This window comes from Methylobacterium sp. Leaf466, from assembly GCF_001425565.1.
Lineage (GTDB): Bacteria > Pseudomonadota > Alphaproteobacteria > Rhizobiales > Beijerinckiaceae > Methylobacterium.
Genome location: NZ_LMRC01000034.1, coordinates 57650 through 71686 on the forward strand (window position 1 = coordinate 57650; position 14037 = coordinate 71686).

Sequence of the window (14037 nt, forward strand, 5' to 3'; positions counted from 1 at the left end):
GTCGCAGCGCCTGCTGCACCCGTTCCATCTTTGAAGGATGACTCCGATGCTGGGTTGGGCCGTTACGTTTCTCGTCGTCGCACTCGTCGCCGCCCTGCTCGGCTTCGGCGGCATCGCAGGCACCGCCATGGAGGCGGCCAAGCTCGTTTTCTTCGTGGCCATCGTCCTGTTCGCCATCTCGGCGGTGATGGGCCTTCTGCGCGGTCGTTCATCGAGCCTCTGACGCCGAAAGCATCCGGGCGGTGAGCACCTCACCGCCCGGATGAGCCCGGATGACATGGCGAAACTCGTGACGGATACGGCTCCCGCTGGAATCGGCCGGGAACCGTATCACAGGGCCTTTGAGGCCTCTGACGATGACTGAAATCCGTTCTGCGTAGCGATTACGGCACCACGGCAAGACAGGTGCTTCGCAACGAGCAAACCGTTCTCGGGTCAGGCCGCAGTCTGCGCGCGAACCGAAGAACGTCGATTCGAACTTTCCTGGAATCCGAACTCCGCTTTGGCTTCAGATGCCGCCATCCGCGCCGGTCTCACCGGCTTCGAGCTTGGCGATGAGATCGCGAAAACGATCGGGGACCGGTTGCTGGACGACTGCGTCGTACATCGTGCGAAGGTGAAGGCCGATCCGTCTCTGAGTGTGATCGCTGAGTTGTCCCGGAGCTATGGAATCGCGACCGGATTCCTTACGCACGTCTCTACCGCCAGGCCCGTCGGCCTTCCCGTCCTCGTTCATGCAGTCGAACCCCTTGAGAGCCGACGGATGGGCGACGCCGTTTTTGTGGCTGGACGAAGCGCTTGACCCATACCGAGACTGCAGCTGCAACGCAGCCGCTCGCGATGGGTTCCGCCGGCTGGAACGGGACCATCGACGTCGGCGTTGAGACCGCGACCGAAAGGGTTCCCGCCGGGCATCACTTGCGACGCTCGGGACATGGCATCATGTAGGGGCCATGCAAAAAGGTCGCGCCTCGTCAAAAAGGTGCGGCCCTGGGAGAAGCTGTCCGGTAAGAGGCAGGCGAGAGCACTGCCTCGGCCGGAAGAACGAACGTCTCAAGGGGATCTAATGTCGACAGCCCAACTCGTGGTGCAGCATCTGCCGTACCTGCGCCGCTACGCGCGGGCCTTGACGGGCAGTCAGGTGGCCGGCGACGCCTATGTGGCCGCGACGCTGGAAACGCTGGTGAACGAACCGGAGACTCTGGGACGCAGCGCCAACGTCAAGGCCGACCTGTTCCGCGTCTTTACGCGCATCTGGAATTCCCTGTCGGTGAACGGGCAGAGCGACCAGGTGCAGCACGACCTTCCGGCGGAGGTCCGACTCGGCCAGATCACGCCGCTGCCGCGCCAGGCCTTCCTCCTCTCCTGCCTGGAAGGCTTCTCGGAAGAGGATGCCGCGATCATTCTCGACGTGGACGTGGCGCAGGTCCGCGACCTCGTCGACGAGGCCGGGCGTGAACTCGCCGCCGACATGGCCACGGACATCCTCATCATCGAGGACGAGCCCCTCATCGCCATGGACCTCGAGGCACTGGTGGAAGGCCTCGGCCACAACGTCATCGGCGTGGCGCGCACCCGCACGGAGGCGATCAAGATCGCGTCCGAGGGGACTCGCCCCGGCCTGATCCTGGCCGACATCCAGCTAGCCGACGGCAGCTCCGGCCTCGATGCGGTCAACGACCTGCTCAAGACCTTCGAGGTGCCGGTGATCTTCATCACCGCCTACCCGGAGCGCTTCCTGACCGGCGAGCGTCCCGAGCCGGCCTTCCTCATCGCCAAGCCGTTCCAGCCCGCCAACGTCTCCGCGGTGATCAGCCAAGCCCTGTTCTTCCAGCAGAGCGCCCGCCGCCGCGACGTCAAGGCCGGCTGAGCGACGCCGTCGAGCGACCGCCGCGACGAGAAAAGGCCCCGGTCCAGAGACCGGGGCCTTTTCACGTTCATGCGCCGGAAGACGCACGATCACGCACAAAAAAACGGGCCGGCGGAAGCCGGCCCGTGGATGAGTTTCCGGCCAATGCACAAGGGGAATGCGGTTGAGGACCAGGCGGCCGGGGTCCTCGAATAACGAACCTGTGCCGAGGCGGTTCCTCCCCGTCGCTTTTTCGAAGGGCGGTGTTTTTGCGCAACATTCGCGCGATCTCGGCGACGATCCGTTAACGAGGTCTGACCCCGTCCCCGCCGGCGGGATACTGTTTTTGCGCCATCGCGGCACAATCGAGGAACCGAACAACCGCGCGCGTGTTGCCCAGACATCCTGTCAAGTTGCCCCTGCAGGTTTTTGGAGGCTGCGACGATGCTACGGTCTGGTGCGCTACTCCTGCTGGCCGGGCCGGCCGCCGTCATCGCCCTCTTCGCGCAGCCTCTGATCCGCGATGGCGTCGATCGGGCGCAAGCCGCTTCGCTGAAAACCAATCGAGTCGCCATCGGCGACGCCGGTACGATCCGTGCCCCTGCGACCGTCAAGGTCGCGGCGGTGGTGCGGTCGGAGGGCCGGCGATCCGTCGTGCCCGCCGCGAACCGGACCGGAACCGACAAAGCCTCCTCGAAGCCGCCGCGGCGGCTCATGAAGGAAGGGTGCGAGGGTGCGATCAGTTCGTTGGCCGGCCCCGAGGCCCGCCGCATGGTGCCTGGCCGCTGCATCGCCTGACGGACATTTCGGTCCCTGTTGAACCGTGATCCCTGTCGGGAAACCGAGCATCGAAAAAAGCCTCCGTCCCAAGTGGGATGGAGGCTTTTTCATTCCGCACCTCGGCCAGCGAACGGCGCTGCCCGATGAGGCTGCGCCGTTCGCCGGAACGGTTACTCGTCGCCGGGACGACCGGTGCCGGTGGACTGACCGCCCTTGCGACCGGCGGCCGAGGCCAACTCCCGGTCCTGCGAGAAAGACCGCTTCTCGGCCGGGACGCTGCGCCCGCCCTTGCTCGCGATCTCGCGCTGCCGCTCCAGATCCATCGACGCGAAACCTCGCTTCGAGGTCGAATTTCCTGATGCCATCAGTGCCTCCTCAGCATGTCGCTCACAGCCTGAACAACCTTCGCCGATATCGATGGTTCCTCCCGCCAGAGCCGGCCGCGCTTCCCGGAACCATACCGGACCCCGAAGGCAGCACAGATCTTGAGAAAGCCGGCATCGATCGGCCGATGCACTTCGCGACATCTTCCCGGCCGCCGCCCCGGATCAAGCTAAGCCGTTTGCCGGACCGACTGATCGAAACGGGGTTAGGAAACGCCCGATCGGACCGCGCCGGTCGCGTCGCGACTGGACAAGGGGCCGGCGACCCGCATGGATGCGCCTGATCGTGCCTCTCCATCCCCTTGCACAGACGAACAGCCCACCGGAGCGCCTACCCCATGACCCTGGACACCGAGGTCCTGTCCCTGCGCCAGGTGCCGATCTTTCGGGAGGTCGAGCCGTCGCGGCTCAAGCTTCTCGCCTTCACGAGCGAGCGGGTGCATTTCGACGCAGGCCAGCGCCTGTTCGCCCAGGGCGACGCGGCCGACGCCGCCTATCTGATCCTCGACGGCTCGGCGGCCGTGAGCATCGACGGGCCGCAGGGGCCCTTCCGCCTGGCGGTGCTCGGGGCGAACGCCCTGGTCGGCGAGATGGGCATCCTGGCCGACCAGCCGCGCTCGGCCACCGTCACGGCGGAGACCGCCACCATGGCCCTGCGCATCAGCCGGGCGGTCTTCCTCGAACTGCTGGCGCAGTTCCCGCAGATCAGCATCGCCGTGATGCGCGACCTGGCGCTTCGGCTGGAGCAGACCAACCAGCAGCTCGCCCAGAGCCGCCGGTGATCGAAAGGCGGGCGGGTCAGGCCGGCGGATAAGTGATGAACTCCATCAGGGAGCCGTCGGGATCGCGAAAGTAGACGCTGACGCCGACGCCTGCGGCGCCGCGACGCTCCACCGGCCCGAGCTCGACGGGGACGCCGTGCCGGGCGAGGTGGTCCACCGCCCCCTCGATCGGGCCGGACCACCGGAAGCACAGGTCGCTGTTGCCGGGCATCACCGGCTTCTCGGCCAGGATCGAGCCCGGCTGGCCGGGGCCGTGGACGTTGAGCTGCACGCCGCCGAAGCGGAAGGCCACCTTCGCCCCCGCCGGCACCACCTCGGCGCCGAGCACGTCGCGGTAGAACGCCGTCGACACCTCCCAGTCCGTGACGTGGATGACGCAATGGTCGAGGTGGATCGCCGGCCCGAGTTCGGCCAGGGCCTCGCCGGCCTGTTCGACGGGGTATGTCTGCGTGTCGGCCATCGCTCGCCCTCGCGGCGCCCTGTCCGGCGGCGCCCGGTCCCCGCTCATAACCCCGTTGCCGCCCAGGGGCGAGCCTTGCTCTCGCCATCCCGTGCCATCGGCCCTGAGGCGCAAAAGTCACATCGCCGGGGGAGGGGAGCGGCTAGTCAGGGGCAAGAGACATCTCACACCCGCCGGACGAGCCCATGACGACACGCCGGATCCTCATCGCCCTCGTCGCCTTCGCGCCGCTGGCCGCCTGCAACGCGCGCGGGCCCATGACGGTGGCCCAGACCGACGAGGCGGCCTGGTACACCGGCACGATGCCGGACAAGCCCTACGACGTCCCCCTGGTGGACACCGACCGGCTCGATCCGAAGTATCGCCGCCAAATCGTGAGCTACAAGGGGCCGGAGCGCCCGGGCACCATCGTCGTCGACATCGACGCCCGGCAGCTCGCCCTCGTCCAGGAGGACGGCACCGCGCGCCAGTACGGGGTCGGGGTCGGCAAGCTCGGGTTCTCGTGGAAGGGGCAGGCCACCGTCGGGCGCAAGGGCGTTTGGCCCGATTGGCGGCCGACCACCACCATGGTCTCCCTCAACCCGGACCTGCCGCGCACCCTCAAGGGCGGCGTCGACAATCCGCTTGGCGCCCGCGCCCTCTACCTCCACCAGAACGGACGCGACATCCTGTTCCGCATCCACGGCACCAACGAGCCTTGGAGCATCGGCGAGCAGCTGTCGTCGGGCTGCGTGCGCATGCTCAACGAGGACATCGTCGACCTCTACGAGCGGGTGCCGGTGGGCGCCACCGTGCTGGTCAAGCGCAACGGCAAGTATCGGGTCTGAGGACCGCCCTTCCTACGGAAAAAGGGCGGGCCGCCTCGTCGGCCGCCCGCCCCTTGGATGACCGATACCGACGATCAGGCCGCGGCGGCGGTGCCCTCGACGTTGATCGTCAACGCGATCTTGGTGAGGAGCTCGTCGGTGCGCTTCTCCTCCTGCAGGGTCTGGTCGAGGAGCTTGGCGGCATCCTTGTGGCCGAGCTGCGTCGCCCAGGTCTTGAGGGTGCCGTAGCGGGCGATCTCGTAATGCTCCACGGCCTGGGCGCAGCCCACGAGCACCGCGTCGGCGGCGGGGCTGCCGGCGAAATCCTCCAGGTCCTCCTCCATCTCGGCGGTGAGGCCCTGCATCGCCTCGCAGGTCTTGGCCCGCGCCGACTTGCCGATCATCTCGAACACCTGCTGCAGGCGCTCGACCTGGGTCGCACTTTCCTCGGCGTGGGTCTCGAAAGCCTGGCGCAGGTCGGCGGATTCGGCGGCCTTGGCCGACTTCTTGAGCGCCTTCACCGATTGGCGCTCGGCGTAATAGACGTCCTTCAGGGTCTCGTAGAAGGCGTCGGCGAGGGTCTTTTCCTTGGCGGCCATGATGGGTGTCCTCGATTGTGTCGCGGGCGATGGCGCGGTCGCGGGCAGGCCTTTGCGATCGAAAGGCAGATGCCTGACCCGAGAACCGGTCCCCAGAGACCCATGTTCCCCGCCCCTCGAATTCCCTGCCCCTCGGATTTCCGGGGGACGCGTTCGACCTCGGCCGTTGCCATTCCGGTCACGCCCGGTGACAGACTCGAGTCTCGGCGTTCGCGCCTCATCCGGAGCCCGGCCCCATGACCGTCACCATCGCCAACCTTCAGCCGATCATCGCCCTCCTCGCCGGCGTGCTGATCCTGATCGTGCCCCGGCTCCTGAATTTCATCGTCGCGATCTATCTCATCCTCGTCGGCCTGATTGGCCTCGGGGTGTTTCGCGCGCTATCCTGAACGGGTGAGGTCTGCGGCAGGCTGCCGCGAAGACCGATGACATTCTGTGAAGATCGTCACGGGGTCCCTCGACGGGCCGGCTGTTCATCGTGCGTTGCGGCATGACATGGTCGAACGCGTCGACGGAGCAACCGCCGCGGGCTCCGAGCCACCGCTCGAACCCGCGCCCGGCCTCCTGAAGGCGGACTTCCTGCAAGCGGATGGGCGATCAATGGCGAAGTGGGTGTATTCCTTCGGCGACGGCAAGGCCGAAGGCCAGTCGTCGATGCGCAACCTGCTCGGAGGCAAGGGTGCCAACCTCGCCGAGATGTCCAATCTCGGCCTGCCGGTCCCTCCCGGCTTCACGATCACGACGGAAGTCTGCACCTACTACTACGACCACGCTCAGCAGTACCCGGCCGAGCTGAAGGCCGAGGTCCAGGCCGCCCTCGACGCGGTCGGCGCACTGACCGGCCGCGGCTTCGGCGACCCCGAGAACCCGCTCCTAGTCTCGGTGCGCTCGGGTGCCCGCGCCTCCATGCCCGGCATGATGGACACGGTGCTCAACCTCGGGCTCAACGACGTCACCGTGGAGGCCCTGGCCAAGGGCGCGGGCGACCCGCGCTTCGCCTACGATTCCTACCGCCGCTTCATCACCATGTATTCCAATGTCGTGCTCGGCGTGGAGCACCATGCCTTCGAGGAGGCGCTGGAGCACTACAAGGACACCAAGGGCGTCAGCCTCGACACCGAGCTCGGTGCCGACGACTGGAAGACCCTGGTCGGCACCTACAAGAAGATCGTGCGCGACGAGCACGGCTCGGACTTCCCGCAGGGCGCGGAAGACCAGCTCTGGGGCGCCATCGGCGCCGTGTTCGATTCCTGGATGATTCCGCGCGCCAAGAAGTACCGCGAGCTGAACGCCATCCCCGCGAGCTGGGGCACGGCGGTGAACGTCCAGGCCATGGTGTTCGGCAACATGGGCGACACCTCAGCCACCGGCGTCGCCTTCACCCGCAACCCCTCCACCGGCGAGCGCGCCCTCTACGGCGAGTTCCTGATCAACGCCCAAGGCGAGGACGTGGTGGCGGGCATTCGCACACCGCAGGACATCACCGAGAAGGCGCGCCTCGAGGCGAAGAGCGAGAAGCCGTCGATGGAACGGGCGATGCCCGAGTCCTACGCGGAACTGGTGCGGATCTACGGCCTCCTGGAGACCCACTACCGCGACATGCAGGACATGGAATTCACCATCGAGAGCGGAAAGCTCTGGATGCTCCAGACCCGCAACGGCAAGCGCACCGCCAAGGCCGCGCTGCGCATCGCCGTCGACCTCGCGGCGGAAGGCCTGATCACCCAGGAGGAGGCGATCGGCCGGATCGAGCCGGCGGCCCTCGACCAGCTCCTCCACCCGACCATCGACCCCAAGGCCGAGCGCAAGGTGATCGCCTCGGGCCTGCCCGCCTCGCCGGGTGCGGCCACCGGCGAGATCGTGTTCAATTCCGAGGATGCCGAGGCCGCCCGCAAGGCCGAGCGCAAGTGCATCCTCGTGCGCGTCGAGACCTCGCCGGAAGACATCCACGGCATGCATGCCTCCGAAGGCATCCTCACCACCCGCGGCGGCATGACCAGCCACGCGGCGGTGGTGGCCCGCGGCATGGGCAAGCCCTGCGTCTCGGGCTGCGGCACCATCCGGGTGGACTACAAGGCCGGCACGCTGTCGGTGGCCGGCACCACCCTCAAGGCCGGTGACCGCATCACCATCGACGGGTCGACCGGCCAGGTGCTGCTCGGCGAAGTGGCGATGCTGGAGCCATCGCTCTCGGGCGAGTTCGCCACCCTGATGGGCTGGGCCGACAAGGTCCGCACCATGAAGATCCGCGCCAACGCCGACACCCCCACCGACGCCCGCACCGCCCGCAACTTCGGCGCGGAGGGGATCGGCCTGTGCCGCACGGAGCACATGTTCTTCGAGGGCGACCGCATCGTGGCGGTGCGCGAGATGATCCTGGCCGACGACACGCAGGGGCGCCGCGCGGCCCTGGCCAAGCTCCTGCCTTACCAGCGCCAGGACTTCGCCGAGCTGTTCACGATCATGTCCGGCCTGCCCGTGACGATCCGGCTGCTCGACCCGCCGCTGCATGAGTTCCTGCCCCACACCGACGAGGAGGTGCAGGACGTCGCCCGGAGCACCGGCGTCTCGGAAGAGAAGTTGCGCCGGCGGATGACCGAACTGCACGAGTTCAACCCGATGCTGGGCTTCCGTGGCTGCCGCCTCGCCATCGCCTTCCCCGAGATCGCGGAGATGCAGGCGCGTGCCATCTTCGAGGCCGCCGTCCAGGCCGCCAAGGAGACCGGCGCACCGGTGACCTCGGAGATCATGGTGCCGCTGGTCTTCACGAAGATGGAGTTCGACCTCGTCAAGGCGAGCATCGACGCCATGGCGAAGGCGGTGTCGTCCGAGACCGGAAGCGAGGTCGTCTACCAGGTCGGCACGATGATCGAGTTGCCGCGCGCTGCCCTGCGGGCGGGCGACATCGCCCAGACGGCCGAGTTCTTCTCCTTCGGCACCAACGACCTGACGCAGACCGCACTCGGCATCTCGCGCGACGACGCGTCGAGCTTCCTCGGGCCTTATACCCAGCGCGGCATCCTCACGGCCGACCCGTTCATCTCCATCGACCAGGAGGGCGTGGGCGAACTCGTGCGCATCGGCGTCGAGCGGGGCCGGGCGGTGCGTCCGGACCTCAAGCTCGGCATTTGCGGCGAGCACGGCGGCGATCCGGCCTCGATCGGCTTCTGCCAGGAGGTCGGGCTCGATTACGTGTCGTGTTCGCCCTACCGGGTGCCGATCGCCCGCCTGGCCGCCGCCCAGGCGGCCCTGGCGGCGCGCAAGACCTGAGCCCCCATCGGAGCCGTCTCCCGTGGCGCCGAGGCGTCCGGGAGACATCGCCCGCGCCACGGCGCAGGCGACTCGCAGGGCGAGGGCTGCCTTGCGGAACGTCATCGCGATGAAAAAGGTGGCGACGCCGATGTCCGGCCGGACATCACGATGCCTGCCACGATCCTTGCCGCGATCCCTGCCACGATCCCTGCCGCGATCCCTGCGATGACGGGCGGCGAAGGCGCGGGACGCCCCGTTGCCGGTGCCCCTCGGAGGGGCCTCGCCGGACGACGAGGAATCGTTCACCAAAAATTTCGTTCTGCGAGAGAACCGATGACGAGTCGGCACGTTGGGTGCTAGTGCCACTCCGACGCGCAGGGTCGATCTCGACCTGCCGGGCGGCATTATCCGCGGGAACGCCGGCCATGAACGACACCCGTCCCACCGACATGTTTCTCGACCAGCCCCCCGTCCCGCTTCCGCGCTCCCTGCAGCAGGCCTACCTCTGGGTGCTCGGCACCGTGAGCATGGCCGGAACGGTGCTGGTGCTGGTGTTCGCCGTCGCGACCCAGAGCAACGCGGATTCCGAGCGGATCGCGACCACGCAGGAGGGTGGCGTGAAGGGCCTCCTGTCCGCCATCGTCGCCACGCACGGACGTCCCGGCGCCATCTGACGCTCCGATCTCGCTCGCAGACCGTGCCACGACGGCACCCGAGCCGGGCGACCCTCTTAACCGCGCCTCAACCATGAACCGCGACGATCATCCGGTGGCCGCGCCCCGAAAGGGCACGGCCACCGGTGGTCCTTGGTTCAGGTTGGTCGAGCGTGAGTACGCAGCGAGGACGGCGGGCCTGCAGGCGCGGATTGATGGCGGCGGCGGTGACGCCGTGGATGACGGGGCTCGGCCTCCTGGTGTCCTTCACCGCCTCGGCGGGGACCGACACCTCGCTCGGGTCGAGCCTGATACCGCAGCACGCGGTGCGGCTGGTGCCGCCGCTTCCATCGGGCTCCGCCCTGATCGGCAACAGCGATGACGCGATGGCCGACGCGTTCGGCTCCGCGCCCCTCCGGCCGGACCTGAAGCGACACGAGGGAGCGGATTCCATGGTCTTTCCGCAGCCGCAGCGGTCGGGCAAGGGCGACGCCGCCGTGGCGCCTGGGCCGAGCTTCGCACGCAGCGCCCGCTCGATGCACGACAGCGGACGCTCGCTCATGAGGCCCGGCCTGTCGGGGCGGATGACCGGCCTGCTGGCGCCCGGCGCCGCGACCTGGAACCCCGAGGAGACGTCGGAACCCGGCTTCCTGACCGCACCCGAACCGGAGACAGACGGGATCGCATCCGCGCCGGCCGCGTCCGACGGATCGACCCCGGCGGTGCCGCGCGCGGTCGCCCTGTCCTCCACGACCCCGGCACCGGCCGACGCGACCCCCGTCGAGGTGGCCGCCGCGACCCTCGCCTTCCCGAGCCGCATGCCCGCACCCGAGCCGGAACAGCCCGCACCGGAGGCGACGGTGCCCGACAACGCCCGCCACCGCTACGCCGACCTGATCGTGCCCGAGGCCCTCGACCGCGAGCAAAGGTGCTTGGCCGAGGCCGTGTACTTCGAAGCGCGCAGCGAGCCGGAGGCCGGCCAGGCGGCGGTGGCCCAGGTGGTGCTGAACCGGGTCAAGAGCGGGCTCTACCCGACCAACGTCTGCGGCGTCGTCTATCAGAACCGCCACCGCTACATGGGCTGCCAGTTCTCCTTCGCCTGCGAGGGCAAGTCCCTGCGCATCGCCGACGGCCCATCCTGGCAGAGCGCCAGCCGCATCGCCAAGGCGGTGATCGAGGGACGCACCTACCTGAGCGAGGTCGGCGGGGCGACCCACTACCATGCCGACTACGTCAAGCCCGGCTGGTCGCGGCGGTTGAAGAAGATGGACGTGATCGGCCGCCACATCTTCTATTCGCTCAAGCGCGGCCAGACCTGATCCGGTCCTGCGGGATCGGGTCCTGCGAGATCGGGTCCTGCGAGATCGGGTCACCGCCTCGGGCTTTGGCTTTTCCCATCGCCTCTGCCACAGACGAAGCGGCCGGCGGTATCCCGCCGGTCGTCGAGGACACGGCGCCATGCCCCGATACTTCTTCAGCACCCATCTCGACGGCGACGTGATCGCCGACCCGGACGGCACGGTCCTGCGCGATGCCGACGCGGCCTGGGAGACGGCGCTGAAGACGGCCCGGGCTGCCCTGCGCCAGGCGGGACGGGACGATCGCCGGCTCCTGGCGGCCGTCCTCGTCGTCACCGACGCGGCGGGCGAGGTCGTCCTGGAATTCCCGTTCGTGGAAGCCGTGACGTCGGTGCCGGACCCGACCGAAGGCGAACGGTAGGGCATCGGAACGACCACCCGCGCGGTCAGGCGCTGCGCCGCGGCGAAGACCGTCCCGGTCGACGCCCCGTCACGAACCGGGTTGACCGTCGTGCGGACGAGCCATACAAGACGTCGCGTCCGTCCTACGTATGCACATGTTATTATTGCGTTATTTCCGATAGACCCAACGCCCGGAGGGTGTATCGCCCGACGTCTGCATCCGGTAGGGAGGGCTCGGTCGATGCGTCCCGGGGCGTTCGACGTTCCGTATGTCGTGCCGCCGGCAGGTCTTCACGTCGACACGTTTCCCTTCGGCGAGTTTCCCTTCGGCAAGTCTTCTCCTCGACAAGTCTTTTCCTCGCAAAGCGTGAGCGCCCTGTCGTGACGGTCGAAAGCCGCCTCAAACCGGCCCATCACGTGGAACCCCTGGTCGAGGGCGTAAGCGGGTTGTGGCGCTCGACGGGACAGGACCCCAATTTCTGGGTGTTGCCGCCCCCGGGCAAGAAGCGGCATCGCGGCGGCTGGACCCGCCTGATCTGCGACCTGCGGCTGCCGACCCCGGCCGATCTCGCACCCTATCCCGCCATCGACCTCGCGACGATCGACAAGTCGAAACTCAATCCGGTCCTCTACGTCGATGACGGCAACGGATTTCGCGAGGATCTCTGCATCGCCCTCGAGGTGTCGAACGGGGGGATCGACAACCTGATTCGCCTGCCGCGCCGGGTGAGGGGCCTGCGATTCGACCCGATGAACGCGCGGGGCGCCTTCGTCCTGTCGGGGCTGCGCATCAGGTCCTTGAGCCTGCCCGCAGCCGTGTCGGAAATCGCCCGCCGGATGATCGCGGGCCTGCCGGAGTCCGAGCGCGCATGGCGTCGCTATGCCCCCGTCGCCCTGCGCTACGCCACGCGGACGAAGCCCGCCCGGGTCTGGCGCACCTTTTTCCGAAGCGCACGGCCCAAACCCGCGCCACCCTCCTACAAGGCCTGGATCGACCTCATCGAGGCGCCCAACAAGCCGACCACGGCCGCCATGCGCGTCGGGATCGCGCAGTTCGCCCGGCGGCCGCTGATCTCCATCGTCATGCCGGTCTACGACACGCCCAGGGTCTGGCTGGAGGCCGCCGTGGCCTCGGTGAAGGCGCAGGCCTACGAGAACTGGGAACTGTGCCTGTGCGACGACCATTCGTCGGCGCCCCACATCCGGCCGATGCTGGAGGCCTTCGTCGCCGGCGATCCGCGGATCAAGCTGCACCGGCGCACCAGCAACGGCCGCATCTCGGCGGCGACGAACGACGCCATGGCGCTCGCCACCGGCGACTACCTGACCTTGATGGACCACGACGACGCCATCCCCGACAACGCCCTCTACGAGTTCGCGCGCGTTCTCGACGAGGACGACAGCGTCGACTTCATCTATTCGGACGAGGACAAGGTCTCGATCGAAGGCGTGCGCTACGAGCCGTTCTTCAAGCCGGACTGGTCGCCCGAGGCCCTCGAGGCCTGCATGTACACCGCCCATCTCGCCCTCTACCGGATGGACATCGTCCGCAAGGTCGGCGGCTTCCGCGAGGCCTGCAACGGCGCCCAGGACTACGACTTCGTACTGCGCTACACCGAGCACGTGCGCAACGTCCGCCACGTGCCGAAGGTGCTCTATCACTGGCGCGCGATCCCCGGCTCCACCGCCCAGCACATGGACAACAAGGACTACGTGATCGACGCCGCCGTCCGCGGCCTCGAGGACCGGGCCCGGCGCACCGGCGAACTCGATTTCGTGCGCCCCGGTGCCTACAAGGGTTGCTTCGAGCTGCGCCGCAAGGTTCGCGGCACGCCGCTGGTCTCCATCGTCATCCCCACGGCCGGGCGCGACAGCGTGATCGGCGGGCGCAGCGTCGATCTCGCGGCCGCCTGCGTCGAGAGCATCCGCAGCCTCAGCACCTACGGCGCCATCGAGATCGTCGCCGTCGACAACGGCGACCTGCGGCCGCAGACGATCGAGGCCCTGGCCGGCCACCGGGTCCGCACGGTCACCTACGGGGAGCCGGGCTTCAACGTCGCCGCCAAGATGAACCTCGGGGCCCGGGCCGCCACGGGCGAGGTGCTGGTCTTCCTCAACGACGACATGGCGGTGATCACCCCCGACTGGATCGAGGCGATGCTCTCGGTCCTGCAGATCGACGGCGTCGGGGCGGTGGGCGCCAAGCTGCTGTTCGAGACCGGCCAGATCCAGCATGCCGGCGTCTCGGTGCTCCATGCCGGGCCCGACCATATCCGGCGCGGCTATCCCGGCGACGATCCGGGCCACTTCTTCAGCACCGTCGGCAACCGAAACTACCTCGCCGTCACCGGCGCCTGCATGATGGTGGACCGGGCCGAGTTCGAGCGCCAGGGCGGCTTCGACGAGCGTTACGCCGTCAACTACAACGACATCGACCTGTGTCTCAGGATATGGGAAGGCGGCCGGCGCATCGTCTATTGCGCCCAGGCCTGCCTCTACCACTACGAGAGCCGCAACCGGGCCCGCACCGTCGATCCGGGAGAACTCGCCCGCTTCCACGAACGCTGGCGGCCGGTCCTGCCCCGCGATCCGTATTACGGCGAGTGGTTCGAGGCGATGCCGCCGACCTTCGAGCTCGACCCGGTCCGGTTCTGACGGACCGCCTTCCTTCGCGTCCGGCGAAGGATCGGAGCGGCACTCTCGTATTGCGAACGATTCGAAACTGCGCGCAAGCTCCGCCCCGGCCGCCGATGGATGACGCGGTCGAGGCGAC

Annotated in this window: 15 protein-coding genes; 11 read left to right on the plus strand and 4 right to left on the minus strand. The window is 68.1% G+C overall.

From position 1 onward, the window contains the following. The first annotated feature begins 46 nt into the window (after positions 1–46). Positions 47–223: a DUF1328 domain-containing protein gene (locus tag ASG59_RS20095; RefSeq protein ID WP_082494335.1), complete on the plus strand. Its 177-nt coding sequence runs from the start codon at positions 47–49 to the stop codon at positions 221–223. 285 nt (positions 224–508) lie between these two features. On the opposite strand, the gene ASG59_RS21345 is transcribed toward ASG59_RS20095, so the two are convergent. Beyond that, positions 509–694 carry a NepR family anti-sigma factor gene (locus ASG59_RS21345; protein ID WP_082494354.1) on the minus strand — a complete coding sequence of 62 codons (186 nt, stop codon included), beginning with the start codon at positions 692–694 and terminating at the stop codon, positions 509–511. 372 nt (positions 695–1066) lie between these two features. Between ASG59_RS21345 and ASG59_RS16465 the strand changes: the two genes are divergently transcribed. Next, entirely contained in the window at positions 1067–1870 is an 804-nt protein-coding gene (locus ASG59_RS16465) for a response regulator (RefSeq protein ID WP_055882777.1), read from the plus strand. 423 nt (positions 1871–2293) lie between these two features. Beyond that, a complete protein-coding gene (locus tag ASG59_RS16470; protein ID WP_056410151.1) occupies positions 2294–2647 on the plus strand; it encodes a hypothetical protein in 354 nt (117 codons plus the stop codon). A 152-nt stretch (positions 2648–2799) separates the two neighbouring features. Here the strand turns inward: ASG59_RS16470 and ASG59_RS16475 are convergent, their stop codons facing one another. Continuing rightward, entirely contained in the window at positions 2800–2994 is a 195-nt protein-coding gene (locus ASG59_RS16475; RefSeq protein ID WP_055882782.1) for a KGG domain-containing protein, read from the minus strand. Positions 2995–3350: 356 nt separating this feature from the next. Here ASG59_RS16475 and ASG59_RS16480 point away from each other — a divergent pair, with 356 nt between their 5' ends. Next, complete coding sequence (locus ASG59_RS16480; protein ID WP_055882784.1) at positions 3351–3794, plus strand: cyclic nucleotide-binding domain-containing protein; 444 nt, start codon at positions 3351–3353, stop codon at positions 3792–3794. 16 nt (positions 3795–3810) lie between these two features. Here ASG59_RS16480 and ASG59_RS16485 read toward each other — a convergent pair whose 3' ends face one another. Beyond that, positions 3811–4254 (minus strand): VOC family protein, encoded by a 444-nt coding sequence (locus ASG59_RS16485; protein WP_055882786.1) that lies wholly within the window; start codon positions 4252–4254, stop codon positions 3811–3813. A 185-nt stretch (positions 4255–4439) separates the two neighbouring features. On the opposite strand from ASG59_RS16485, the gene ASG59_RS16490 reads away from it, so the two are divergent. After that, positions 4440–5081: a L,D-transpeptidase gene (locus ASG59_RS16490; RefSeq protein ID WP_056410154.1), complete on the plus strand. Its 642-nt coding sequence runs from the start codon at positions 4440–4442 to the stop codon at positions 5079–5081. Between the two features lie 74 nt (positions 5082–5155). On the opposite strand, the gene ASG59_RS16495 is transcribed toward ASG59_RS16490, so the two are convergent. Continuing rightward, the gene (locus ASG59_RS16495; RefSeq protein ID WP_056410156.1) at positions 5156–5659 is read right to left on the minus strand and encodes a DUF892 family protein; all 504 of its coding nucleotides are present in this window, start codon (positions 5657–5659) and stop codon (positions 5156–5158) included. A 236-nt stretch (positions 5660–5895) separates the two neighbouring features. On the opposite strand from ASG59_RS16495, the gene ASG59_RS20100 reads away from it, so the two are divergent. From ASG59_RS20100 to ASG59_RS16520, 6 genes are all read left to right on the plus strand, one after another. Continuing rightward, a complete protein-coding gene (locus ASG59_RS20100; RefSeq protein ID WP_082494334.1) occupies positions 5896–6048 on the plus strand; it encodes a DUF3096 domain-containing protein in 153 nt (50 codons plus the stop codon). Positions 6049–6259: 211 nt separating this feature from the next. Further along, positions 6260–8929: a pyruvate, phosphate dikinase gene (gene ppdK, locus ASG59_RS16500; RefSeq protein WP_055882844.1), complete on the plus strand. Its 2670-nt coding sequence runs from the start codon at positions 6260–6262 to the stop codon at positions 8927–8929. A 407-nt stretch (positions 8930–9336) separates the two neighbouring features. Further along, entirely contained in the window at positions 9337–9585 is a 249-nt protein-coding gene (locus ASG59_RS16505) for a hypothetical protein (protein WP_056281181.1), read from the plus strand. Positions 9586–9803: 218 nt separating this feature from the next. Then, positions 9804–10883 carry a cell wall hydrolase gene (locus tag ASG59_RS16510; RefSeq protein WP_055882846.1) on the plus strand — a complete coding sequence of 360 codons (1080 nt, stop codon included), beginning with the start codon at positions 9804–9806 and terminating at the stop codon, positions 10881–10883. A gap of 139 nt (positions 10884–11022) precedes the next feature. Next, on the plus strand, positions 11023–11283 hold the full coding sequence (locus ASG59_RS16515; protein ID WP_056410158.1) for a hypothetical protein: 261 nt from the start codon (positions 11023–11025) through the stop codon (positions 11281–11283). A 362-nt stretch (positions 11284–11645) separates the two neighbouring features. After that, positions 11646–13919 carry a glycosyltransferase gene (locus tag ASG59_RS16520; RefSeq protein ID WP_055882797.1) on the plus strand — a complete coding sequence of 758 codons (2274 nt, stop codon included), beginning with the start codon at positions 11646–11648 and terminating at the stop codon, positions 13917–13919. Positions 13920–14037: the final 118 nt, after the last annotated feature.

Coding starts and splice junctions, on each gene's coding strand:
- ASG59_RS20100 (WP_082494334.1), top strand. CDS start 5,896: ATGACCGTCACCATCGCCAACCTTCAGCCGATCATCGCCCTCCTCGCC.
- ASG59_RS16495 (WP_056410156.1), bottom strand. CDS start 5,659: ATGGCCGCCAAGGAAAAGACCCTCGCCGACGCCTTCTACGAGACCCTG.
- ASG59_RS16505 (WP_056281181.1), top strand. CDS start 9,337: ATGAACGACACCCGTCCCACCGACATGTTTCTCGACCAGCCCCCCGTC.
- ppdK (WP_055882844.1), top strand. CDS start 6,260: ATGGCGAAGTGGGTGTATTCCTTCGGCGACGGCAAGGCCGAAGGCCAG.
- ASG59_RS20095 (WP_082494335.1), top strand. CDS start 47: ATGCTGGGTTGGGCCGTTACGTTTCTCGTCGTCGCACTCGTCGCCGCC.
- ASG59_RS16465 (WP_055882777.1), top strand. CDS start 1,067: ATGTCGACAGCCCAACTCGTGGTGCAGCATCTGCCGTACCTGCGCCGC.
- ASG59_RS16480 (WP_055882784.1), top strand. CDS start 3,351: ATGACCCTGGACACCGAGGTCCTGTCCCTGCGCCAGGTGCCGATCTTT.
- ASG59_RS16475 (WP_055882782.1), bottom strand. CDS start 2,994: ATGGCATCAGGAAATTCGACCTCGAAGCGAGGTTTCGCGTCGATGGAT.
- ASG59_RS16490 (WP_056410154.1), top strand. CDS start 4,440: ATGACGACACGCCGGATCCTCATCGCCCTCGTCGCCTTCGCGCCGCTG.
- ASG59_RS16470 (WP_056410151.1), top strand. CDS start 2,294: ATGCTACGGTCTGGTGCGCTACTCCTGCTGGCCGGGCCGGCCGCCGTC.
- ASG59_RS16485 (WP_055882786.1), bottom strand. CDS start 4,254: ATGGCCGACACGCAGACATACCCCGTCGAACAGGCCGGCGAGGCCCTG.
- ASG59_RS16510 (WP_055882846.1), top strand. CDS start 9,804: ATGACGGGGCTCGGCCTCCTGGTGTCCTTCACCGCCTCGGCGGGGACC.
- ASG59_RS16515 (WP_056410158.1), top strand. CDS start 11,023: ATGCCCCGATACTTCTTCAGCACCCATCTCGACGGCGACGTGATCGCC.